This is a genomic window from Streptomyces cyslabdanicus, assembly GCF_052663305.1.
Genome location: NZ_JBQRUW010000033.1, coordinates 1 through 23104, shown reverse-complemented (window position 1 = coordinate 23104; position 23104 = coordinate 1). Strand labels below are relative to the sequence as shown.

At 72.6% G+C, this 23104-nt stretch carries 19 protein-coding genes; 8 read left to right on the top strand and 11 right to left on the bottom strand.

Going from position 1 to position 23104, the window contains the following annotated elements:
- Positions 1–14: 14 nt before the first annotated feature.
- The 5 genes from ACTYVM_RS19895 to rsmI all read right to left on the bottom strand — a co-directional run bounded on the left by ACTYVM_RS19895 (position 15) and on the right by rsmI (position 4348).
- On the bottom strand, positions 15–908 hold the full coding sequence (locus ACTYVM_RS19895) for a 4-(cytidine 5'-diphospho)-2-C-methyl-D-erythritol kinase (RefSeq protein ID WP_445527198.1): 894 nt from the start codon (positions 906–908) through the stop codon (positions 15–17).
- The gene (gene rsmA, locus ACTYVM_RS19890; protein WP_445527197.1) at positions 905–1783 is read right to left on the bottom strand and encodes a 16S rRNA (adenine(1518)-N(6)/adenine(1519)-N(6))-dimethyltransferase RsmA; all 879 of its coding nucleotides are present in this window, start codon (positions 1781–1783) and stop codon (positions 905–907) included. The genes ACTYVM_RS19895 and rsmA overlap by 4 nt, the downstream gene beginning before the upstream one ends.
- Positions 1784–1859: 76 nt before the next feature.
- Entirely contained in the window at positions 1860–2738 is an 879-nt protein-coding gene (locus ACTYVM_RS19885; RefSeq protein ID WP_445527196.1) for a TatD family hydrolase, read from the bottom strand.
- Positions 2739–2802: 64 nt separating this feature from the next.
- Complete coding sequence (locus ACTYVM_RS19880; RefSeq protein WP_445527195.1) at positions 2803–3261, bottom strand: hypothetical protein; 459 nt, start codon at positions 3259–3261, stop codon at positions 2803–2805.
- A 238-nt stretch (positions 3262–3499) separates the two neighbouring features.
- Positions 3500–4348, bottom strand: coding sequence for a 16S rRNA (cytidine(1402)-2'-O)-methyltransferase (gene rsmI / locus ACTYVM_RS19875; RefSeq protein WP_400032312.1), 849 nt, complete (start codon positions 4346–4348; stop codon positions 3500–3502).
- A gap of 97 nt (positions 4349–4445) precedes the next feature.
- Between rsmI and ACTYVM_RS19870 the strand changes: the two genes are divergently transcribed.
- The 3 genes from ACTYVM_RS19870 to ACTYVM_RS19860 all read left to right on the top strand — a co-directional run bounded on the left by ACTYVM_RS19870 (position 4446) and on the right by ACTYVM_RS19860 (position 9898).
- On the top strand, positions 4446–6194 hold the full coding sequence (locus tag ACTYVM_RS19870) for a dolichyl-phosphate-mannose--protein mannosyltransferase (RefSeq protein ID WP_445527194.1): 1749 nt from the start codon (positions 4446–4448) through the stop codon (positions 6192–6194).
- 106 nt (positions 6195–6300) lie between these two features.
- Positions 6301–7944 (top strand): penicillin-binding transpeptidase domain-containing protein, encoded by a 1644-nt coding sequence (locus ACTYVM_RS19865; protein WP_445527193.1) that lies wholly within the window; start codon positions 6301–6303, stop codon positions 7942–7944.
- Between the two features lie 280 nt (positions 7945–8224).
- Complete coding sequence (locus ACTYVM_RS19860) at positions 8225–9898, top strand: penicillin-binding transpeptidase domain-containing protein (RefSeq protein ID WP_445527192.1); 1674 nt, start codon at positions 8225–8227, stop codon at positions 9896–9898.
- 143 nt (positions 9899–10041) lie between these two features.
- Here the strand turns inward: ACTYVM_RS19860 and ACTYVM_RS19855 are convergent, their stop codons facing one another.
- Positions 10042–10401 carry an SsgA family sporulation/cell division regulator gene (locus ACTYVM_RS19855; RefSeq protein WP_445527191.1) on the bottom strand — a complete coding sequence of 120 codons (360 nt, stop codon included), beginning with the start codon at positions 10399–10401 and terminating at the stop codon, positions 10042–10044.
- 166 nt (positions 10402–10567) lie between these two features.
- On the opposite strand from ACTYVM_RS19855, the gene ACTYVM_RS19850 reads away from it, so the two are divergent.
- The 4 genes from ACTYVM_RS19850 (at position 10568) to ACTYVM_RS19835 (ending at position 14487) form a co-directional block, all read left to right on the top strand.
- Positions 10568–11623, top strand: a complete 1056-nt coding sequence (locus ACTYVM_RS19850; RefSeq protein ID WP_445527190.1) for an energy-coupling factor ABC transporter permease — start codon at positions 10568–10570, stop codon at positions 11621–11623.
- Position 11624: 1 nt separating this feature from the next.
- Positions 11625–12386: a cobalt ECF transporter T component CbiQ gene (gene cbiQ, locus ACTYVM_RS19845; protein WP_445527189.1), complete on the top strand. Its 762-nt coding sequence runs from the start codon at positions 11625–11627 to the stop codon at positions 12384–12386.
- A complete protein-coding gene (locus ACTYVM_RS19840; RefSeq protein ID WP_445527188.1) occupies positions 12374–13132 on the top strand; it encodes an energy-coupling factor ABC transporter ATP-binding protein in 759 nt (252 codons plus the stop codon). Before cbiQ ends, ACTYVM_RS19840 begins: the two co-directional genes overlap by 13 nt.
- A 158-nt stretch (positions 13133–13290) precedes the next feature.
- Positions 13291–14487: a serine hydrolase domain-containing protein gene (locus tag ACTYVM_RS19835; protein ID WP_445527187.1), complete on the top strand. Its 1197-nt coding sequence runs from the start codon at positions 13291–13293 to the stop codon at positions 14485–14487.
- Positions 14488–14529: 42 nt separating this feature from the next.
- On the opposite strand, the gene ACTYVM_RS19830 is transcribed toward ACTYVM_RS19835, so the two are convergent.
- The 5 genes from ACTYVM_RS19830 to ACTYVM_RS19810 form a co-directional block, all read right to left on the bottom strand.
- Positions 14530–14805: a DUF1876 domain-containing protein gene (locus ACTYVM_RS19830; RefSeq protein ID WP_445527186.1), complete on the bottom strand. Its 276-nt coding sequence runs from the start codon at positions 14803–14805 to the stop codon at positions 14530–14532.
- Between the two features lie 91 nt (positions 14806–14896).
- Positions 14897–15742 (bottom strand): EamA family transporter, encoded by an 846-nt coding sequence (locus tag ACTYVM_RS19825; RefSeq protein WP_445527185.1) that lies wholly within the window; start codon positions 15740–15742, stop codon positions 14897–14899.
- Complete coding sequence (locus tag ACTYVM_RS19820; protein WP_445527184.1) at positions 15739–16314, bottom strand: YbaK/EbsC family protein; 576 nt, start codon at positions 16312–16314, stop codon at positions 15739–15741. The genes ACTYVM_RS19825 and ACTYVM_RS19820 overlap by 4 nt, the downstream gene beginning before the upstream one ends.
- A gap of 143 nt (positions 16315–16457) precedes the next feature.
- The gene (locus ACTYVM_RS19815; protein WP_445527183.1) at positions 16458–18677 is read right to left on the bottom strand and encodes an MMPL family transporter; all 2220 of its coding nucleotides are present in this window, start codon (positions 18675–18677) and stop codon (positions 16458–16460) included.
- Positions 18678–18781: 104 nt separating this feature from the next.
- Positions 18782–19381, bottom strand: a complete 600-nt coding sequence (locus ACTYVM_RS19810; protein ID WP_445527182.1) for a TetR/AcrR family transcriptional regulator — start codon at positions 19379–19381, stop codon at positions 18782–18784.
- 155 nt (positions 19382–19536) lie between these two features.
- Between ACTYVM_RS19810 and ACTYVM_RS19805 the strand changes: the two genes are divergently transcribed.
- Positions 19537–22977, top strand: a complete 3441-nt coding sequence (locus ACTYVM_RS19805) for a S41 family peptidase (RefSeq protein WP_445527181.1) — start codon at positions 19537–19539, stop codon at positions 22975–22977.
- Positions 22978–23104 lie beyond the last annotated feature (127 nt).

Genomic DNA, 23104 nt, shown 5'->3' with positions numbered 1-23104 from the left:
GCCGCACGGCCCCGTCAGAGCACCATCGCCCCCGGCGCGGGCGCCGACGCCGTACGCACCGAACGGCATGTCCCTGACGCCCGCAGCGCCTCGGCCACCGCGGACGCCGACTCCACGTCCGCCACCAGGAACGCCGTCGTCGGCCCCGACCCCGAGACCAGGCCCGCCAGAGCCCCCGCCGCGCGGCCCGCCGCGAGGGTGTCCGCGAGGGACGGGCGCAGGGAGAGCGCCGCGGGCTGGAGGTCGTTGGAGAGCGCGGCGGCGAGGGCGGCGGTGTCGCCCTTCTCCAGCGCGGCCAGCAGGTCCTCGGAGGCGACCGGCTCCGGAATGTCCGTGCCCTCGGCGAGCCGGTCGAACTCGCGGAACACCGCAGGCGTGGACAGCCCGCCGTCGGCCATCGCGAACACCCAGTGGAAGGTGCCGCCGACCTCCAGCGGACGCAGCTTCTCCCCGCGCCCGGTGCCCAGCGCCGCCCCGCCCACCAGACTGAACGGCACATCGCTGCCCAACTCGGCGCAGATGTCGAGGAGTTCGTCGCGGGAGGCGTTGGTGCCCCACAGCGCGTCACAGGCCACCAGCGCGCCCGCGCCGTCCGCGCTGCCGCCCGCCATGCCCCCGGCGACCGGGATGTCCTTGGCGATGTGGAGGTGCACGGCGGGGCTGCGGCCGTACCGCTCGGCGAGGACGAGGGCCGCGCGGGCCGCGAGGTTCGTACGGTCCAGCGGGACCTCGCCGGCGTCCGGGCCCGCGCAGGTCACCCGCAGCTCGTCGGCCTCGGTGACCGTGACCTCGTCGTACAGGCCGACCGCGAGGAAGACGTTCGCCAGGTCGTGGAAGCCGTCGGGGCGGGCGGCGCCGACCGCGAGCTGGGCGTTGACCTTGGCCGGGACGCGTACGGTGACGCTCACTTACCGGTCTCCTTGTGTTCGGCGTGCTCGGCGATCCGTGCGAACTCCGCCACCGTCAGGGACTCGCCCCGCGCCTGCGGGGAGACCCCGGCGGCGACCAGGGCCGCCTCCGCCGCCGCGGCCGACCCGGCCCATCCGGCGAGCGCGGCCCGCAGCGTCTTGCGCCGCTGCGCGAAGGCCGCGTCGACGACCGCGAAGACCTCGCGCTTGGTGGCGGTGGTCGCGATCGGTTCCGTGCGCCGGACCAGGGACACCAGTCCGCTGTCGACGTTCGGCGCGGGCCAGAAGACGTTGCGGCCGATGGCCCCGGCCCGCTTGACCTCGGCGTACCAGTTGGCCTTCACGGACGGCACGCCGTACACCTTCGAGCCGGGCGCCGCGGCGAGCCGGTCGGCGACCTCCGCCTGCACCATCACGAGGGTGCGCTCGATGCTCGGGAAGGTGTCGAGCATGTGCAGCAGGACGGGCACGGCCACGTTGTAGGGGAGGTTCGCGACCAGGGCGGTGGGCGCGGGGCCCGGCAGCTCGGTGACGTGCATCGCGTCGGAGTGGACCAGCGCGAACCGGCCGGCGCGCTCCGGCATGCGGGCGGCGACGGTCGCGGGCAGCGCGGCGGCGAGTACGTCGTCGATCTCGACGGCGGTGACCCGGTCGGCGGCCTCCAGCAGGGCGAGGGTGAGGGAGCCGAGCCCCGGGCCGACCTCGACGACCACGTCCTCGGGGTGGACGTCGGCGGTACGGACGATACGGCGGACCGTGTTCGCGTCGATCACGAAGTTCTGGCCGCGTTGCTTGGTGGGGCGTACGCCGAGCGCGGCCGCCAGTTCGCGGATGTCGGCGGGGCCCAGGAGGGCGTCGGGGGCGGGGCTGCTCACGGCACAAGGGTACGGGGGCGCGGACGACGCGATCGCCACGGCCGCCCAGAACCCGGCGGAGCGCCCGTGGATGCGCTCAGTAGTCGAAAACGCGGGCCGTGTTGGCCCCCAGCGCCGTCGCCAGGGCGTCCTCGTCGATGCCGCGCACGGCGGCCATCGCACGCACCGTGACCGGAACGAGGTACGGGGCGTTGGGTCGTCCGCGGTACGGCGCCGGGGTCAGGAAGGGCGCGTCGGTCTCCACCAGGACCAGCTCCAGCGGGGCGACGGCGAGGGCGTCCCGCAGGTTCTGGGCGTTCTTGAAGGTGACGTTGCCGGCGAAGGACATGTAGTAGCCGGCGCGGGCGCACACCTCGGCCATCTCCGCGTCGCCCGAGTAGCAGTGGAACACCGTCCGCTCGGGGGCGCCCTCCTCCTTGAGGACGCGCAGGACGTCGGCGTGGGCGTCCCGGTCGTGGATGACGAGGGTCTTGCCGTGCCGCTTGGCGATCTCGATGTGGGCGCGGAAGGACCGCTCCTGCGCCGCCTTGCCCTCGGGGCCGGTGCGGAAGTAATCGAGCCCGGTCTCGCCGACACCCTTGACCTGGGGCAGCGCGGCCAGCCGGTCGATCTCGGCCAGGGCCTCGTCCAGCCCGGCGTCCCCGCCCGGCTCGCGCGCACCCTGCCGCGACCAGCCGTCGGGGTCACCGTGGACAATGCGCGGAGCCTCGTTCGGGTGCAGGGCGACCGTCGCGTGGACGCTGTCGTACGCCGCAGCCGTCTCGGCGGCCCACCGCGACCCGTTGAGGTCGCAGCCCACCTGGACGACGGTCGTCACACCCACGGACGCGGCCTTGGCCAGGCCTTCCTCGACCGTGCCCGACTGCATGTCGAGGTGGGTGTGGGAGTCGGCGACCGGTATCCGGAGCGGCTCCGGAAGCGGGGGCGCCGCGTTCTTGTCGGCGTTCGAAGGCATGCCCCGATCCTACGGAACGGGCGGGTTCTCATCGTTCGCCGCGTTCGCCGTTCGCCGGCGCTCCTCAGCCCGCCTTGCGGTGGAAGGGGTGCAGCAGGTCCGACAGATGCCAGTGGTGCCCGTCCGCGTCGGTGTGGCCGGTGTGGGCGTCCTGCCCCTGGTCCACCGCCTCCTCCCCCGGCGGGGGCGTCTCCAGCCGGTCCGCCACCGGTGCCGACGGAAGGTGCCGCGGCTCCTCGTGCCGGTGGAGATGGCTCTGCGCGGACGACACCCGGCCGGCCCGCATGATCCGGACGACGTGACCGTCGCAGTTCTGGCAGTTCGGCCGGCTCAGCGGGGACGGCACGACACGGCCCTCCACCACGTACCGCACGCACGGGTTGCCGTCGCCGTCCGTGTAGTGCTCGATCTCGTACGACTGCTCCCACCCGTGCCCGCACCGCATGCAGGCGAAGGAGTAGGACTCGTTGACGACGGCGGTGGCCGTACCGCGGCGGCCCTCCCGCCACGTGCTGTCGCTCATGCCAGCTCCTCGTGTCCGCTGGACAAAAGGGACGGTTGCCGTCCCGCCACCCAGTGAACTCCTCCGCCGTCCGTCCTGCACAAGGCCTGGGGAGTGTTGGCGGCGTTTTGGGCCCCGCTTGCCAAAGGGTCCCTCCGACGGCCGCCGCCGCTTTGCCTTCCCGGACGGCTCTTTGCCGCCCCATGGGGCGGCCGCTCATGAGAGATGCGCCCTGCTCAGAGCGGGTGTGAGCGAGGTCTCACGCCCCCGCGCGCTTGGCGGCGACCACCGCGTCGAACACCTCACGCTTGGGCACCCCGGCCTCGACCGCGACCGCCGCGATGGCCTCCTTGCGACGCTCCCCGGCCTCCTCGCGCACCCGCACCCGGCGCACCAGCTCCTCGGCGCCGATCTCCTCGGGCCCCTTCTCGGGCGCCCCCTCGACCACGACGGTGATCTCACCGCGCACGCCCTCGGCGGCCCACGCGGCCAGCTCCCCGAGCCCGCCGCGCCGCACCTCCTCGTAGGTCTTGGTCAGCTCCCGGCACACGGCGGCCCGACGCTCGGCGCCGAACACCTCGGCCATCGCGGCCAGCGTGTCGTCGAGCCGGTGCGGGGCCTCGAAGTAGACGAGCGTGCGCCGCTCCTGTGCGACCTCCCGCAGCCGGGACAGCCGCTCGCCCGCCTTGCGCGGCAGGAACCCCTCGAAACAGAACCGGTCGACCGGCAGCCCGGACAGCGCGAGCGCGGTGAGCACGGCGGACGGGCCCGGTACGGCCGTCACCCGGACGTCCCGCTCCACGGCGGCCGCGACCAGCCGGTAGCCCGGATCGGACACGGACGGCATGCCCGCGTCCGTCACCAGCAGCACACGCGCGCCGCCGAGCAGCTCCTCCACCAGCTCCGGCGTGCGGGCGGACTCGTTGCCCTCGAAGTACGACACGACGCGCCCCCTGGGGGTGACGCCGAGCGCCTGGGTGAGTCGGCGCAGCCGCCGGGTGTCCTCGGCGGCGACCACGTCCGCGCCGGCCAGTTCCTCGGCGAGCCGGGGCGGCGCGTCCTGGACGTCGCCGATGGGGGTGCCCGCCAAAACAAGGGTTCCAGTCACGCGGCCCATCCTCTCAAGTGTCGTCACGGACGAACGCGTCCCGGCCGGTACCGGCCATGCGCGGGACTCACACACAACGGTTCCCTACGATGGCGCGGTGACCAGTACCGCGTCCCACACGGACACCCGACAGGGCCCGGCCCCGCACGACCAGCGGCCGACGTGGCAGCAGCGCCTGCGCCGCTTCGGCTACTCCGCGGGGCCCGCGAACGGCGACGTCGGCGTCGTCGACCGTCTGGTGCCGCCGTATGCGCGGCCCGGCGAGCGCCTGTGGGCGGCCCTCGGCATCCCGCGAACCCTCGCCGACCGGATCGTCCGCTGGTCGGGCTGGGGCGGTCCGCTGCTGGTCACGCTGGTGGCGGGCGTGCTGCGGTTCTGGAACCTGGGCAGCCCGAAGGCGGTGATATTCGACGAGACGTACTACGCCAAGGACGCGTGGGCGCTGGTCCACCGCGGCTTCGAGGTCAACTGGGACAAGAACGCCAACGATCTGATCCTCAAGACCGGCGGGCACATCCCCATCCCCTCGGACGCGGCCTATGTCGTGCACCCGCCGGTCGGCAAGTACGTGATCGGCCTCGGCGAGCTGCTCTTCGGGTTCAACCCGTTCGGCTGGCGCTTCATGACGGCCCTGCTCGGCACGCTGTCGGTGCTGATGCTGTGCCGGATCGGCCGGCGTCTGATGCGTTCCACCTTCCTCGGCTGCCTGGCGGGCGCGCTGATGGCGGTGGACGGCCTGCACTTCGTGATGAGCCGGACCGCGCTCCTCGACGGCGTGCTGATGTTCTTCGTGCTGGCCGCCTTCGGCTGCCTGCTGATCGACCGCGACCGGACCCGGGCAAGGCTCGCCGCGGCGCTCCCGGCCGACGCCGACGGACGGGTGCGGCCCGACGCGCACACGGCCGAGACGACCCGCCTCGGCCTGCGCCCGTGGCGCTGGGCGGCGGGCCTCATGCTGGGCCTGGCGTTCGCCACCAAGTGGAACGGCCTGTACATCCTGGCCGCGTTCTGCGTGATGGCCGTGCTGTGGGACGTCGGCGCCCGCAAGGTGGCCGGCGCCTGGCGCCCGTACACGGCCGTGCTGAAGCGGGACACCGGCATCACGTTCCTGGCCACCGTCCCGGTCGCGATCGCCGTCTACCTGGTCTCCTGGATCGGCTGGATCCGCTCCCCCGCCGACGGCAGCGGCGGCTACTTCCGCGACTGGGCCGCGACCGACGGCAAGGGCGGCAGCTTCACCTTCCTGCCGGACTGGCTGCGCAGCCTGTGGCACTACGAGCACGAGGTCTACAAGTTCCACGTCGGCCTGTCCTCGCCGCACAACTACCAGTCCAACCCGTGGAGCTGGATCGTCGACGGCCGCCCGGTGTCGTACTTCTACGAGTCGCCCTCCCCCGGCACGGCGGGCTGCCCCGCGGACACCGCCGGCAAGTGCGCCCGTGAGGTCCTCGCCATCGGCACGCCGATGCTGTGGTGGACGGCCTGCGCCGCGCTGGTGTACGTGCTGTGGCGCTGGTTCTTCCGCCGCGACTGGCGCGCGGGCGCCATCGCCTGCGGCGCCGCCGCCGGCTACCTGCCCTGGTTCCTGTACCAGGAGCGCACGATCTTCTTCTTCTACGCCGTCGTCTTCCTGCCCTTCCTCTGCCTGGCGGTGGCGATGCTGATCGGCGCGATCGTGGGTCCGCCCGGCTCCTCGGAGACCCGCCGCGGCGCGGGCGCGATCGGCGCGGGCGCCCTGGTCCTGCTGATCATCTGCAACTTCGTCTATTTCTGGCCGCTCTACACGGGCACCGCAATTCCCATCGATTCATGGCGTTCGCGTATGTGGCTGGATACCTGGGTCTGATCAGCCCGCTGATCTCTGTTCGGACAACATCGGAAAACAGCACGCACGTTTTCCCCTTCTGCCACTTACAGTGCGGTGGGTTCATGAACGGGGAGGGGGCGCATTCATGCGCAAGGGGACCAAGATCGCTGTCGTCGGCGGGGTGTTCGCCGCGTTGGTGGGCGGGGCCGGGTACGGGGCGTACAACTTCGTGTCCGCGCTGAGCGGGAACGCCGGCACCAACACCCACACGGTCTCCGGCAGCGGGCCGGCGCCCGTGCGGACCGGGCCGCCGAGCCGGGACGAGGTGAAGGAGACCTCGACGAGGTTCTTCGCGGCCTGGGAGAAGAACGAAGCGGCCGAGGCCGCGTCGTACACGGACTTCCCCGAGGCGGCCGAGCAGCTGCTCACGGCCTACGGTCACGACGCGCACATCACCGATGTGAAGATCACACCCAAGGCCGCCTCCGGGACCACCGTGCCCTTCTCGGTCAAGGCCACCGTGTCGTACGGCGGGAAGTCCAAGCCGCTGGCCTACGACAGCCGTCTGAGCATCGTGCGGGGCGTGTCCACCCACCAGCCGCTGGTCGACTGGCAGCCCTCGGTCGTCCACCCCGACCTGGTCAAGGGCGACACCCTCGTCACCGGGGGGTCGGCGTCCCCGCCGATCGAGGCCGTCGACCGCGACGGCGTCGTGCTGACCAAGGAGAAGTATCCCTCGCTCGGGCCGATCCTGGACGAGCTGCGGGCCAAGTACGGGGAGACGGCGGGCGGCGAGGCGGCGGTCGAGCTGAGCATCCGGCACGAGGACTCCGGCGCCGCCGACACCCCGCTGGTCACCCTCGCCAAGGGCCGGCCGGGCAAGCTGCACACCACCCTCAGCGCGCGTGCGCAGGCGGCGGCCGAGCAGGCCGTGCAGCAGTACGCCGAGTCGTCCGTGGTCGCCGTGAAGCCGTCCACCGGCGAGGTGCTCGCGGTCGCCAACCACCGGGCCGACGCCTTCAACGCCGCGTTCCTGGGCCGGCTCGCGCCCGGCTCCACCATGAAGATCATCAGCGCGGCCACTCTCATCGACAACGGGATCACAAAGGCCTCCGGCCCCGCGCCCTGCCCGAACGAGGCGGTGTGGCAGAGCCAGACCTTCCACAACCTGAAGAACATGGCGCCCAACGAGCAGGCGACCCTCTCGGAGAGCTTCGCCCGGTCCTGCAACACGGCGTTCGTGAAGTACGCGGACGAGGTCCAGGTGGACTCCCTGACGAGGGAGGCCGAGGAGCGCTTCGGGCTCGGCCGGGACAACTGGAAGGTCGGTATACCGTCCTTCGACGGCTCCGTCCCCGCCTCCGGCGGCCCGGACACGGCCGCCAACCTGATCGGGCAGGGCCAGGTGCAGATGAGCCCGCTGAACATGGCGTCGGTGACGGCGACCGCGATGACCGGTGTCTTCCGCCAGCCCGTCATCGTGTCCGCCAAGCTCGACGGCCGCCCGCTGGCCCAGGCCCGGGGCCTGTCGGCGGACACGGTCACCCAGCTGCGGCAGATGATGAACCGCACCGCCGTCAGCGGCACCGCGGCCCCGGCGATGTCCGGGCTCGGCGGCAGCATCGGCGCGAAGACCGGCTCCGCCGAGGTCGACGGCCAGGCCAAGTCCAACAGCTGGTTCGCCGGCTACCACAACGACATGGCGGCCGCCGCCATGACCCAGGAGGGCGGCCACGGCGGCGACGCGGCGGGCCCGATCGTGGCAGCGGTCCTGCGCACGGCGAGCTGACCGTTCCTGGCCGGTGAGCGGGAGCGAGCCCGCACACCGGCACGCCCCGAACGGTTTTGGACACACCGGCCGTCCTTCGCGACCGACCGCCGGGCCGGGCGGCCCCGGCGAGGACCCGCCCCGGCCGCGGGGCCGGTGTTCAGGTGCCGTTCCCGGAATGGGACGGAACCCGGTCCGCGGACGTGTTCCTGCGGGAGGCCCTAGGGTGGGGCCGTCATTGAGGAACGTGGGGGCAGTGGGGCGACGGGGGCCCCGGGGGATGGGCGGAGGACCGAAGGCAGTGGGTAAGAGAAGACGTGTCGACGAGCGGCGAAAGACGACTCCGGCCGTGGTCGGCGGGGTGATCGCCGTGGTCGTCGCCGGTGCCGGCATCGGCGTCTACACGCTGTACGGCGGTGGCGGCGCGGCGGCCGACGACCGGGCGCGGACGTCGGCCGGCTACAGCGAGGCGAAGAAGACCGGCCCGCTGTCGGCGGCCGAGGTACAGACCGCGACCAAGGCTTTCCTGACGGCCTGGCAGCAGGGCAAGCCCGCGGAGGCGGCCGCCGCGACCAACGACACCGCCGCGGCCACCACGCTGCTGACCGGCTGCACCAAGGACGCGGGTCTGAAGGACGTCACCCTGACCGCGGGCACCGCCACCGGCGCCAAGGTGCCGTTCTCCGTGAAGGCCACGGTGTCGTACAAGGGCCTGACCAAGCCGCTGGCGTACGACAGCACGCTGACCGTCGTCCGGGGCACCACGGACGGCGAACCGGTCGTCGACTGGCACGCCTCCGTCGTCCACCCCGAACTGAAGGACGGCGACACCATCGTCACCGGCGAGGCCGGCGCCCCGCCGGTCAAGGCCCTGGACCGGGACGGCGGCGAGATGACCACCGCCCAGTACCCGTCGCTGGGCCCGGTCCTGGACGGACTGCGCGAGAAGTACGGCACGACGTCGGGCGGCAGCGCGGGCGTGGAGCTGCGCGTGGTCCGCGGCAAGGAGTCGAAGAAGGCCGAGCTGTCCGACAAGACGCTCGTCGAGCTGAGCAAGGGCACGCCGGGCACGGTGAGGACGACGCTGAGCCCCTCCCTCCAGGCGGCGGCGGAGAAGGAGGTGGCGAAGACCGCGCGGGCCTCGGTGGTCGTGATGCGCCCGTCGACCGGCGAGATCCTCGCGGTGGCGAACACCAACCACAACTTCAACACCGCCTTCCAGGGTTCCCTCGCCCCCGGCTCCACGATGAAGATCATCACCTCGTCGCTGCTCTTCGAGAAGAACCTGGCCTCGGCGAACAAGCCGCACCCCTGCCCGAAGACCTTCACCTACGGCGGCTGGAAGTTCCAGAACGACAAGAAGTTCGAGATCAAGGGCGGCACGTTCAAGGCGAGCTTCGCCCGCTCCTGCAACACGGCCTTCATCAGCCAGGCGGGAAAGCTGAAGGACTCCGACCTGACCCAGCAGGCCCAGCAGGTCTTCGGCCTGGGGCGGGACAACTGGGCCATCGGCGTGCCGTCCTTCGACGGCGCGGTCCCGGTGCAGACGGCGGCCCCGATGGGCGCCTCGCTCATCGGGCAGGGCGGGGTCCGCATGAACCCGCTGAACATGGCGTCGGTGGCCTCGACGGTGAAGGCGGGCGTCTTCCACCAGCCGTACCTGGTCTCCCCGTCCGTCGACCACCGCACGCTGGCCACGGCCTCCCGGACGATGTCCGCGTCCGCCCTGTCCCAGCTGCGCGAGGTGATGCAGTACACCGCCGCGTACGGCACGGCCGCCGAGGCCATGGCAGGCCTCGGCCCGGACTACGGCGCGAAGACGGGCTCCGCCGAGGTCGACAACCAGGAGAAGGCCAACGGCTGGTTCACCGCCTACCGCGGCGACCTCGCGGCCGCGGGCGTCGTCCAGGCGGGCGGCCACGGCGGCGACACGGCCGGCCCGATAGTGGCGTCCCTGCTGAAGGCGGGAAGCTGAACCGCCGCAGGGCACAGGAGTCCACGGCCGCCAGGGCACAGGGGGCTGGCGGCCGCAGTGCACAGACCTGACGGCCGCCGGGCACCTCTCCGGCGGCCGGCGTCACCGGCGGACCCACGCCCCCGGCGGCGTCACGCGCGGCGTCACCGGTGGACGACGGGCTCCGGCGACGCCGTCGCCCGGTAGGTCCGCCGCAGGAACCTGGCCACCGTCTTCGTCTCGAGCTGCACCACCGAGACACCGCCCGCGGAGTGGAACTCGATCACGGCCTGCACCCGCCCGCAGGGCCACACCCGCACGTCGCCGCTGCCGGCCGGGGCGCTCAGCCCCTGTTCGAGCAGCGACCGGGGGAAGGTCCACTCGTGCGCGCCGGGCAGGTCGACCCGCACGGCGCGCGGATCCTGAAGGGGGTCGTAGTGCAGGACCACCGGGACGGCCCCGACGTCGTCGGGAACGTCGTCCGTGAGGATGTGGGCTCGTGCGTGCTGTTCGACTACCGACATCGGACGACCCCTTACGCTGTGTGACCTATGCGGGGGTTACGCATCCGCTTTCTCTCCAATGTCGCACATTTCCCGGATTCCGCTTCTTGAACATCCCGGAAACAGCGCACATCCACGACGACGTCGCTCTTGCAAGAGGTTCGCAACAAGCCTCTATCATCGAACGGTGCATGTGCCTGACGGATTCATCAACGCGCCCACCTCCCTAGCCACCGGCGTCGTCGCCGCCGGCGCCGTCGCCGTGAGCCTGCGCGGTGCCCGCCGGGAACTCGACGAACGGACCGCGCCGCTGGCCGGTCTCGTCGCGGCGTTCATCTTCGCCGTGCAGATGCTGAACTTCCCCGTCGCGGCCGGCACCAGCGGCCACCTCCTCGGCGGGGCACTGGCCGCGATACTCGTGGGCCCCTTCACCGGGGTCCTGTGCGTCAGCGTGGTCCTGCTCATGCAGGGCATCCTCTTCGCCGACGGCGGCCTGACCGCGCTCGGCGTCAACATCACCGACATGGCGATCGTCACCACGGTGGTCGCCTACGCCGTCTTCCGCGGACTGGTGAAGGTGCTGCCGCGGCGCCGTAGCTCGGTCACCGCGGCCTCCTTCGCCGCCGCGCTGATCTCCGTCCCGGCCGCCGCCGTCGCCTTCACGCTGATCTACGCGGTCGGCGGCACCACCGACGTGGCGATCGGCAAGGTCGCCACCGCCATGATCGGCGTGCACGTGCTCATCGGCATCGGCGAGGCCGCGATCACCGCGCTGACCGTCGGCGCCGTCATCGCCGTACGCCCCGACCTGGTGTACGGCGCGCGCGGCCTGGAGCAGCGCCTGAAGCTGCGGGTGAACGGCGAACTCGTCGACGCCCCCGCGGCCGAGGCGGCGCCCGTGCCCACCCCCTCCGGGTCCCACCGCAAGCTGTGGGCCACCGGCCTGGTCGCCTCCCTCGTCCTCGCCGGCTTCGTCAGCTTCTACGCCTCGGCCAGCCCCGACGGTCTGGAGAAGATCGCCCACGACCAGGGCATCGACAAGAAGGAGGAGCCGCACGCCGCCGCCGACTCCCCGCTCGCCGACTACGGCGTGAAGGACATCGCCGACGCCCGGCTGTCCGGTGGGCTCGCTGGTGTGATCGGTGTCGGCGCGACCGTCGTCGCGGGCAGCACGGTCTTCTGGGTGCTCCGCAAGCGGCGTACGGTCGCCGAGCCGTCCGCCCCCTCCTCCCAGGCCGCCTGACGTGGGGGCGGGCCACGCACATCGGCTGTACCGGCACGGGCACTCCGCCGTGCACGCGCTGCCCCCGCACACCAAGCTGGCCGCGACCTTCGCCTTCGTCGTGGTCGTGGTGTCGACCCCGCGGGAGGCGATGTGGGCGTTCGCCGTGTACGCCGTGCTGCTCGCCGGCGTCGCCTCCGCGGCCCGCGTGCCCGCCGGCTTCCTGCTCAAGCGGCTGCTGATCGAGGTCCCGTTCGTCGCGTTCGCGGTGCTCATGCCGTTCGTGGCCCAGGGCGAGCGGGTGGACGTCCTCGGGATGTCCCTGAGCGTGAACGGCCTGTGGGGCGCCTGGAACGTGCTCGCCAAGGGCACCCTCGGCGTCGCCGCGTCCGTACTGCTGGCGAGCACGACGGAACTGCGCGAGCTGCTGCTGGGCCTGCAACGCCTGAAACTGCCGCCGCTGCTGGTGCAGATCGCGTCCTTCATGATCCGCTACGGCGACGTCATCACCGACGAGATGCGGCGGATGCGGATCGCCCGCGAGTCACGCGGGTTCGAGGCGCGCGGGATCCGGCACTGGGGCGTGCTCGCCAAGTCCGCGGGCGCGCTGTTCATCCGCTCCTACGAGCGCGGGGAGCGCGTGCACCTGGCCATGGTGAGCCGGGGCTACGCCGGTTCCATGCCGGTCATCGACGAGGTGACCGCCTCCCGGGCGCAGTGGTCGTACGCCCTGACCCTCCCCTGTGCCGCGCTCGCCGTCTGTCTGCTGGGATGGGTGCTGTGACTGCTTCTCTGGAGGTCTCCGGCCTCGCCTTCGCCTACCCCGACGGCCACCAGGCCCTGTTCGGCGTCGACTTCAGCATCGGGCGCGGTGAACGGGTCGCCCTGCTCGGTCCCAACGGTGCCGGGAAGACCACCCTCGTGCTGCATCTGAACGGCATCCTGAGCGGGGGTGCCGGGACGGTGACGGTCGCCGGGCTGCCGGTCGGCACACGGCACATGGCCGAGATCCGGCAGAAGGTCGGCATCGTCTTCCAGGACCCGGACGACCAGTTGTTCATGCCGACCGTGCGGGAGGACGTGGCCTTCGGGCCGGCGGCGGCCGGGATGAAGGGGCCGGAGCTGGAGGCGCGGGTCGCCACGGCCCTGGAGCAGGTCGGCATGGGGGACTTCGCCGACCGCCCGCCGCACCACCTCTCCTTCGGACAGCGCCGCCGGGTCGCGGTGGCGACCGTCCTCGCCATGGAGCCGGAGATCCTGGTCCTGGACGAGCCCTCGTCCAACCTGGACCCCGCCTCACGCCGTGAACTCGCTGACATCCTGCGCTCGTTGGACGTGACGGTACTCATGGTCACCCACGACCTGCCGTACGCGCTGGAGTTGTGCCCGCGCTCGCTCGTCCTGAGCGACGGCGTGATCGCGGCGGACGGCCCGACCGGCGAGCTGCTCGCCGACGACGCGCTGATGCGTGCCCACCGCCTGGAGCTGCCCTTCGGCTTCGACCCGCGGTCCGTGACGATGGGCGCGTGACGCGTCGGGGCGAGCGGACGCGTGACGCGTCGGGACGGGCGGACGCGCGGGCAACGTCGATGTAACGATCGTGCCGACCTGACCACTCCCAGGAATCGCAGGCGGGGGCCGCCGGTTGCACCCACTGTCGCAGGCGAAGAGCGGAAGGAGTGGCGGACGTGGACGTGCACGGCACAGTGGCCGAGGGCTTCGAGCCGGTCAGGGAGGCGTTCGCGGCGAACTTCGCGCTGCGGGGCGAGCGGGGCGCGGCGGTGGCCGTGTACCGGGACGGGCACAGGGTCGTGGACCTGTGGGCGGGAACGCGGGACGTCAACGGCACCGTCGGCATCGACGGCATCGACGGCACTGCGGACTCGGCGCCCTGGGAGCGGGGCACCGCGCAGATCGTGCGCTCGGCGACCAAGGGCGTCGCCGCCGCGGTCCTCCTGCTGCTGCACCAGCGCGGGGAGCTGGACCTGGACGCTCCGGTGGGGGCCTACTGGCCCGAGTACAAGGCGGCGGGCAAGGAGCGGACCCGGGTCCGCGACCTGCTGGCCCATCGTGCGGGCGTCCCCGTCCTCGACCGGCCGCTGACACCGGAGCAGGCCGTCGACCCGGTGCTGGGCGCCGAGGCGGTCGCCGCGCAGGCGCCGGTCTGGGAGCCGGGCACGGACCACGGCTACCACGCGCAGACGTACGGCTGGCTGACCGGCGAGCTGGTGCGGCGGGTCACGGGCCAAACGATCGGCGAGTGGATCGCGCGCGAGGTGGCCGGCCCGGTGGGGGCCGACCTGTGGGTGGGGCTGCCGGCGGGCGAGGCCGGGCGGGTGGGCCGGGTGGGCCAGGTGGAGCCCCCGCGCTCCGCGACGGGCCTGCGCATCCGACCCAAGCGCTCCGTGGCCGAGGCGTACGCGGACCCTCAGTCGCTGACCCGGCGGGCGTTCGCGGTGATCACGCCGCTGCCCGACGAGAACGACCCCGCCTACCGCGCGGCGGTCCTGCCCGCGTCCAACGGCATCGCCACGGCCGACGGTCTGGCCCGCTTCTACGCGGCCCTGATCGGCGAAGTGGACGGCGGCACCCGCCTGTTCACCCCGCAGACCATGGAGCTGGCCCGCACGGGGCACTCCGCCGGGCCCGACCGCGTGCTGGTGGCGCCCACACGCTTCGGCCTCGGCCACATGCTGCACAGCCCCGCGTCCCCGCTGCTCGGCCCCGGCTCCTTCGGCCACCCCGGCCGCGGCGGCGCCCTGGCCTTCGCCGACCCGGACGCTGCCGTCTCCTTCGCCTACGTCACCAACGGCTTCCACCCCAATGTGACGGCGGACCCGAGGGCCCAGGCCCTGGTCCACGCGGTACGCACGTCCCTGGCCTAGGGCCTGGCGCGCAGCGCGTGCGGTGCCCGTGCGGGCGGGAGCTCAGACGTGGATGGGCTGCGACGTGCGGCCCGTCGCCTGGTCGATCTCGCCGTGCGCCTTGGTCAGCAGCTGCATGGCGAGTTCGTTCAGGGCCCTCGCGCCGGCGATCTCCTCACCGACCCGCGGCTGGTCGGAGTCGGTGTGGTGGCGGCTGGCCCTGCCGTGGGCCCGGACCTCGCTGCCGTCGGGCAAGCGGACCAGCGCCGCCGCCCTGGTGTGCTGCCCGTCCTCCTGGAACTCCAGCTCGACGTGCCATCCCACAGTGGTCTTCATCATGACGGTCACCTCCGGAACACCTGTTTCCAGGGTGCGCCCGGGGCGCCGCCCGCGCACCCAAGAAGCCGACGCCGACCAACCGGCCGACCGGCTAACCGGTGTGCAGCATCAGCCCGATGCCGACGACCAGCAGCCCGGCGGCCGCGAAGCGCGGAGCCCCGAAGCGCTCCTTGAAGAACACGGCGCCGATCGCGGCGCCCACGATGATCGACGACTCCCGCAGCGCGGCGATCGGCGCGAGCTCCGCCTTCGTCTGCGCCCACAGCACCAGCGCGTACGCCGCCACGGACAGCGCCGACCCGAGCAGCCCCACCGCCGCGTACGGCCGCAGCGCACCGACCGTGCGCCCGCGCCAGTGCCACACCGCGTACGCCGGGATCACCACGCCCTGGATCGCCATCAGCCAGGCGATGTAACCGAGGGACGAGCCGGAGGCCCGTACCCCGAGCCCGTCGACGACCGTGTACGCCGCGATGGCCAGTCCGGTCGCCAGGGCGGCGCCGATCGCCGCCCAGTCGGGCCGGCGTCCGCGCAGGCCCCACAGGGCGACACCGGTCAGTCCGGCGCAGGACACGGCGATGCCCGCGGCCGCCCAGCCGTCGGGCACCTCGTGCGCGAAGACGGCGGCGAGCACGGTGACGACCAGCGGGGCGGTGCCGCGCGCGATCGGGTAGGCCTGCCCGAAGTCGCCGAGCCGGAAGGACGTCATCAGCAGGGCGTAGTACACGACGTGGATCGCGGCCGAGAAGAGCAGGTACGGCCACGCTCCGTGGGCCGGGAACGCGGCGAACGGCGCCATGGCGAGACCGATCAGCAGGCCGCCGCCCGCGATCAGCGTGAACCCGGTCAGTTTGTCGGTGATCCGGTGGGCGATCGCGTTCCAGCTGGCGTGGGTGACCGCGGCGAGCAGGACGGCCGCGGTGACCGCCGGCGTCACGAGGTGCGCTCGCGCACGTCCACGAGGGTGCCCCCGGCCTGAGCGACCAGCGCCGCGGGTGCCATCGGGAAGACGGAGTACGGGGTTCCGGCCGCCGCCCAGATCACGTCGTGGTCGAGCAGCGAGCGGTCGGCGAGCACGCGCGTCTTCGTCCGGTGCCCGAAGGGGGGCACGCCGCCGATGGCGTACCCGGTCGCCTCCCGTACGACGTCCGCCTTGGCCCGCGTGACCTTCTCGGCGCCGAGTTCCTCCCGGACCCGCTCGACGTCCACCCGCGAGGCACCGTCCATGAGCACCAGCACCGGCTCTCCTCCCCCAAGCTCTCGGCTGCTCCCCCACTCTCGGCTTCGCTCGAGCGGGGGGACCCCCATGAGCAGGGGGGACCCCCAGGCCGCGAAAATGAGCGACTTGCAGATCTGGCTCAGCTCGCAGCCGATGGCCGCCGCGGCCTCGGCGGCCGTCCTGGTCGCCTCGGGGAACCGGCGGACCTCGGGGATCAGCTCGTCGAGCCCCAGCTCGCGCAGGGCTTCGGCGAAACGGGGGTGGGCTCCTGACTCGGATGTCGTCGTCATGAACGGCAGGCTAGCTGCCGGTTACACACGTCACGAAGGATTTCCCACCTCGTGGACGGGGCGGCCAAGACGACCGAGGCCGGTGAGGGTGCGCCGTCCCCACGGCACCCTCACCGGCCGGTCCTCTCACCGGAGCCGGGGGCTCACGCCCGTACCAGCGCCCGGTCGCCGTCCGGGTCGGCGTGCTCCGGCCGCCGCTCGGTGCGCAGGCCCTCGCCCTCCACGTCCACGTTGGGCAGGGCACGGTCCAGCCACCTCGGCAGCCACCAGGCCCTGCGGCCCAGCAGGGCCAGCACCGCCGGCACGATCGCCATGCGCACGATGAACGCGTCGAAGAACACCGCGATCGCCAGACCGAAGCCGATCATCTTGACCATCGACTCGCTGGAGCCGATGAAGCCGGAGAAGACGGCGATCATGATGACCGCGGCGGCCGTCACCACCCGCGCGCCGTGCCGGAACCCGGTCACCACGGCCTGGCCCGGCTTCTCGCCGTGGACGTACGCCTCACGCATCCGGGTGACGAGGAACACCTCGTAGTCCATCGCGAGGCCGAAGACGACGCCCACCATGAAGATCGGCATCATCGACATCACCGGGCCGGTCTCCTCCACGTGCATCAGGCCCGACAGCCAGCCCCACTGGAAGACCGCGACCACCGCGCCGAGCGCCGCCAGCACCGACAGCAGGAAGCCGAGCGCCGCCTTGAGCGGGACCAGGACCGAGCGGAAGACCACGATCAGCAGCAGGAAGGCCAGGCCGACCACCAGCGCCAGATACGGCAGCAGCGCGTCGTTGAGCTTCTGCGAGACGTCGATGTTCATCGCCGTGGAGCCGGTGACCAGGACCTTCGCGTCGGTCTTCGCCTCGATGTCGCCGCCCGCGCCGCGGATGGCGTGCACCAGGTCCTCGGTGGCGGTGGAGGACGGCTTGGAGTCCGGGACGACGGTCACGGTCGCGGTGTCGCCGGCCTCGTTGGGCCGCGCGTCCGTCACCGTCACGACGTCCTTGAGGCCCTTGATCTCGTCGGTGACCTTGGTGAAGGACGCCTCGGGGTCGGCGCTGTCCTTGGCGTCGACCACGACCATCAGCGGGCCGTTGAAGCCGGGCCCGAAGCCCTCCGAGAGCAGGTCGTAGGCGCGGCGCTGGGTGGTGGAGACGGGCTGGGAGCCGTCGTCCGGCAGGCCCAGTTCGAGGGAGGCGGCCGGGATCGCGGCGGCGCCCAGGCCGAGCACGCCGAGCAGCAGCACGGCGACCGGGCGGCGGACGACGAAGCTCGCCCAGCGGGTGCCCGTGTTGGGGCGGTCCGGCTGCCGCGCGGGGCGCCCGCGGCGGAGCAGTCCGCTCGCCGCGCCGGCCGGCTTGACCTTGCGGCCCGCGTAACCCAGCAGCGCCGGGATCATCGTCAGCGCGATGAGGACGGCGACGACGACCGTGCCGGCCGCCGCCAGGCCCATCTTCGTCAGCATCGGGATGTTGACCACGGACAGGCCCACGAGGGCGATCACGACCGTGAGCCCGGCGAAGACCACCGCGGAGCCCGCCGTGCCGACGGCCCGTCCGGCCGCCTCCTCGCGTTCGCGGCCCTCGGCGAGTTCGGCGCGGTAGCGGGAGACGATGAACAGGGCGTAGTCGATGCCGACCGCGAGGCCGATCATCGTGGCCAGGATGGAGGTGGTGGAGCCCAGGTCCAGGGTGTGGGCGAGGGCGGTGATCGTCGAGACGCCGATGCCGACGCCGATGAGCGCGGTCAGCAGCGGCAGTCCGGCCGCGAGGAGCGAGCCGAAGGTGATGACGAGGACGACGGCCGCGATCGCGATGCCGATGACCTCGCTCGCGCCGGTCTGCGGCGCGGTCTGGAGGGCGTCACCGCCGATCTCCACGGTCAGCCCGGCGTCCCGCGCGTGCCGCGCGGCCTCGTTCAGGGCGGTGCGGGAGGAGTCCTCCAGTTCCATGCCGGAGACCTTGTACCGCACCGACGCGTAGGCGGTCGTGCCGTCCTGGCTGACGGCTCGCGTGGTGTAGGGGTCGTCCACGGAGGCGACCCCGGAGCCGCGGGACAGGTTCTCGACGGTCTTCTCGACGGTCACCTTGTTCCGGGCGTCCGTCATCTTCTCGCCGCTCGGCGCCTTGAACACCACGCGGGCGGTGGCCCCGTCGGCGCTCGCTCCGGGGAAGCGCTGTTCCAGCAGGTCGAAGGCCTTCTGCGCCTCGGTGCCCGGGATGGAGAAGGAGGTGTTGCCGGCGGCAGGCGCAAAGGCGGCGCCGACGCCGGCGAGGGTCAGCAGCGCCACCCAGATCAGGGCTACGAAGTGCCGTCGCCTGAAGGCGAGACGGCCGAGTCTGTAGAGGAACGTGGCCACGTTGACGTACTCCCGGTCAGGTCGTGGGGGTGAAGGTGGGCAGGGGTGATCAGCCCGACGACGTGAGCGGATACGTCAGAGGGTGGGCTTGCTGGGGAGAGGTGTCAGGAGGTGGATACGCCGAGGGCGGGGAGGACGACGGCGTCGATGTACGAGTGGAGGAAGGCCTGGGTCGGCGGCCGGCCCTCGATGAGCGCGCGGACGGCGAACCCGCCGACCAGCATGTGCACCACGAAGTCCAGCGCCGGGCAGTCCGCCCGGATCTCGCCCCGGTCGACGGCGCGTTGCAGCAGACCGCGGAACTCGGCCATCTCCGGTTCGACGAGCTGTTCCCGGAAGGCCTGTCTGAGGTCCGGGTTGGTGTGCATCGCCATGGCCAGGGCCCGCATCAGCGCGGAGTTCTGCTCCATGGCGCAGTCGTCCTCGCGGGTGACGAGGGCGTGCAGGTCGGTGCGGAGCGTCCCGGTGTCGATCCCGTCGGGCCGCACCGGCTTGCCGTGCCGCATGGCCCCCACGACCAGCTCCGCCTTGCCGCCCCACTGGCGGTAGAGGGTGGCCTTGCTGGACCGGGTGCGGGCGGCGACGGCGTCCATGGTGAGGGAGTCGTAGCCGACCTCGCGCAGCAGGTCGAGCACGGCGGTGTACAGCTCCGCCTCGCGCTCGGGCGTGATACGGCTGCGGCGCCCGGTCGCGACCTCGCCCATCTCTGCCGCCTTCCCACATGGAACGACACCGTTTCGTACACGAGGACTCTAACGCAGACGCCGAACGAAACGAAACCGTTTCGTACGTGTCCCGCGTCACGACTGTCGGTTCCGCATAAGTTGCTCCGGTCCATACCCGGGCAAAGCATGGGAAGGTGACCTATCTGCGCCTGCCGCACCTCAGCGGCGACCTGCTGTGCTTCGTGGCCGAGGACGACCTCTGGCTGGCACCGCTCGACGGAGCGGCCCGTGCCTGGCGCCTCACGGTGGACCGCACCAAGGTCGGCCCGCCCCGCTTCTCGCCCGACGGTCGGCACATCGCGTACACGAGCTGGCGCAGTCTGGTGCCCGAGATCCACCTGGTCGCGGTGGACGGCGGACCGGCCCGTCAGTTGACCTACTGGGGCAGCACCGACACCCGGGTGTGCGGGTGGGCGCCCCCCGACGAGCACGGCCGCACCGACATCCTCGCCGTCGCCTCCCACGGCGAGCCGTTCTCCTACTTCACCTGGGCCTACAAGGTCGGCACCGACGGCTCCCCCGGCCGCAAGCTGCCCTGGGGACCGGTCTCCGACCTCCAGGTCGCCGACGTGGAAGGCGGCCATAAGACCCTGCTGCTCACCGGGACGCCGCCGCACGAGCCGGCCTCCTGGAAGCGGTACCGGGGCGGTGCGACGGGCCGGCTGTGGTTGCACGGGCAGCGGCTGCTCCCCGGCATCGGCGGGCACCTGGCCAGCCCGATGTTCGTCGGCGACCGGATCGCCTTCCTCTCCGACCACGAGGGCGTGGGCAACCTCTACTCGTGCGCCCCCGACGGCTCCGACCTGCGCCGGCACACCGACCACGACGCCTTCTACGCCCGGCACGCCTCCAGCGACGGGACCCGGGTGGTGTACCAGTGCGCGGGCGACCTGTGGCTCGTGGACGACCTGTCCGCGGACTCGGTCCCGCACCGGCTCGAGGTGCGGCCGAGCGGACCGCGGGCGGGCCGCCGCCGCTACCAGGTGCCGGCCGCCCAGCACGTCGACGGCATCTCCGTCGACGAGACGGGCCGGGCCAGCGCGGTCGTCGTACGCGGCTCCCTGCACTGGCTGACCCACCGCGACGGCCCCGCCCGCACCCTCATCGACACGCCGGGGGTGCGCATCCGGCTGCCGGAGATGCTCGGCGAGACCGGCCAGGTCGCCTACGTCACCGACGCGGACGGCGACGACGCCGTCGAGATCACCCACCTCCCCCGGGCCAGCGGCGCCCGCCCGCCCCGTCGGCTCGCCTCCGGCCGCCTCGGCCGCGTCCTGGAGATGGCCTCCGACCCCGCCGGCGAACGCCTGGCCCTCGCCTCCCACGACGGCCGCCTGCTGCTGCTCGACGTGAGCGACGTGACCGAGGAGGCGACGGAGGCGGCCGCAGTCGCGAGCGCGGGCACGGCCGCGGGCACGGACGCGGGCGCCTCGCCGAACGGGGAGCCCACCGCGCCCCGTACGCCGGACGGTTCCGCCGCCACGGACGCGCCGGACGGTGCGGCCGGAACCACTGCCGCCGGAGCCAGTACGGCCGGAACCGATGCGACGGACGCTTCCGCCGGCCGTCTCACCGAGTTGGTGCGATCCGTGAACGGGCCCGTGCGCGATCTGGCGTTCTCGCCCGACGGGGCGTGGCTGACCTGGTCGCATCCCGGGGTCGGGCGTTCGCTGCGGCAGATCAGGCTGGCGCGGATCCAGGACCGGCTGATCGTCGACGTCACCAACGGCCGCTTCGAGGACGAGAACCCGGTGTTCACCCGGGACGGCCGGTATCTGGCCTTCCTGTCCTGGCGCGGCTTCGACCCGGTGTACGACGTGCACACCGGCGACCTGTCCTTCCCGCTCGGCTGCAAGCCCTACCTCGTTCCGCTGTCCTCCGCGACCCCGTCCCCCTTCGCGCTGAACCCCGAGGGACGGCCGGCGGCCGGCGGCCTGGACCCCGCCGAGGACGAGGAGACCGGCGAGTCCGGCGCGGTGACCGTGGAGGTCGAGGGCCTGGCGAACCGGGTCACCCCGTTCCCGGTCATCGCCTCCAAGTACTCGGCACTGCGCCCGGTCGCCGGCGGCGGCCTGGTCTGGCTGCGCTGGCCGATCTCCGGCGCCCTGGGCGAGACGTTCGTCAACCCTGACGACACCACGGGCCGGCCGACACTGGAGCACTTCAACATCAGCAAGGCCAAGAAGTACGAACTCGTCGGCCATCTCGACTGGTTCGCGGTGAGCGGCGACGGCACCCGGCTGGTCGTCGTCGACGAGGGCGACCTGCGCGCGGTGCCGTCCACGGAGATCGGCGACAGCGACACGACGACGTGGATCGACCTGCGCCGGATCCTGCACGTGGTCGACCCGGCCGCGGAGTGGCGCCAGGCGTACGCGGAGGCGGGCCGGCTGATCCGCGCCTACTTCTGGGAACCGGACATGTGCGGCATCGACTGGGACGCGGTGCTCGCGCAGTACCGCCCGCTGGTCGAACGCGTCGCGTCGCCGGACGAGTTCGCCGACCTGTTGCGCGAGGTCCTGGGCGAGCTGGGCACCTCCCACGCCTACGTCTCCCCCGCCCGCCGCAACGAGGGCCCCGCGCACTACCAGCGCCTTCAGGGCCTCCTCGGCGCCAACCTGACGTACCACGAAGGCCGTTGGATCGTCCGGCGGATCCTGCCCGGCGACTCCTCCGACTCCAAGGCCCGCTCCCCGCTGGCCGGCGCGGGCATCCGCGAGGGCGCGGTCCTCACCCATGTCGACGGGCGCCCGGTGGATCCGGTGACGGGCCCCGCTCCGCTGCTCGCGGGGACGGGCGGCACGACGGTGGAGCTGACCTTCTCCCCCGCGGAGGGCCAGGGACCAGCGCGCCGGGTCGCCGTCGTGCCGCTGATCGACGAACGGCCGCTGCGCTACCAGGACTGGGTGGCCAAACGCCGAGCCGTGGTACGGGAGTTGAGCGGCGGCCGGTGCGGCTACCTGCACATCCCCGACATGGGCGGCTCCGGCTGGGCGCAGTTCAACCGGGACCTGCGCATGGAGGTGTCCCGGCCCGCGCTGATCGTCGACGTCCGCGGCAACGCGGGCGGCCACATCAGCGAGTTGGTCATCGAGAAGCTGACCCGCACCATCCTCGGCTGGGACCTGACCCGCAACGCCCAGCCGGTGTCGTACACCTCCGACGCGCCCCGCGGACCCGTCGTGGCCCTCGCCGACGAGGCGACCTCGTCCGACGGCGACATGATCACGGCCGCCTTCAAGCTGCTCAAGCTGGGTCCCGTGGTCGGCCAGCGCACCTGGGGCGGGGTGGTCGGCATGACCGGCCGGCACCGCCTCGGCGACGGCACGGTGATCACGGTGCCGATGAACGCGGCCTGGTTCGACGCCTACGGCTGGTCGGTCGAGAACCACGGTGTCACCCCCGACGTGGAGAGCCTGCGCACCCCCCTGGACTGGGCCGAGGGCCGCCATGTCGAGATGGACGACGCGATCGAACTGGCCCTGGAACTCCTGGACGCCAAAGGGGCGGCGACCCCGCCGGACTACCGTGACGTCCCCGACCGTTCGCGCCCGAAGCTCCCTCCACGCCGCTGAACGAAGGGACTTGGAGCGACAGGACTTGCAGCGACGGGACTCGCCCCCTCACCACACGGACGTGGGGGGGCCCCGGGACCCCGGGCCACCCCCCCCCCCCCCCCCCAAACCCAACCCCACCACCCCC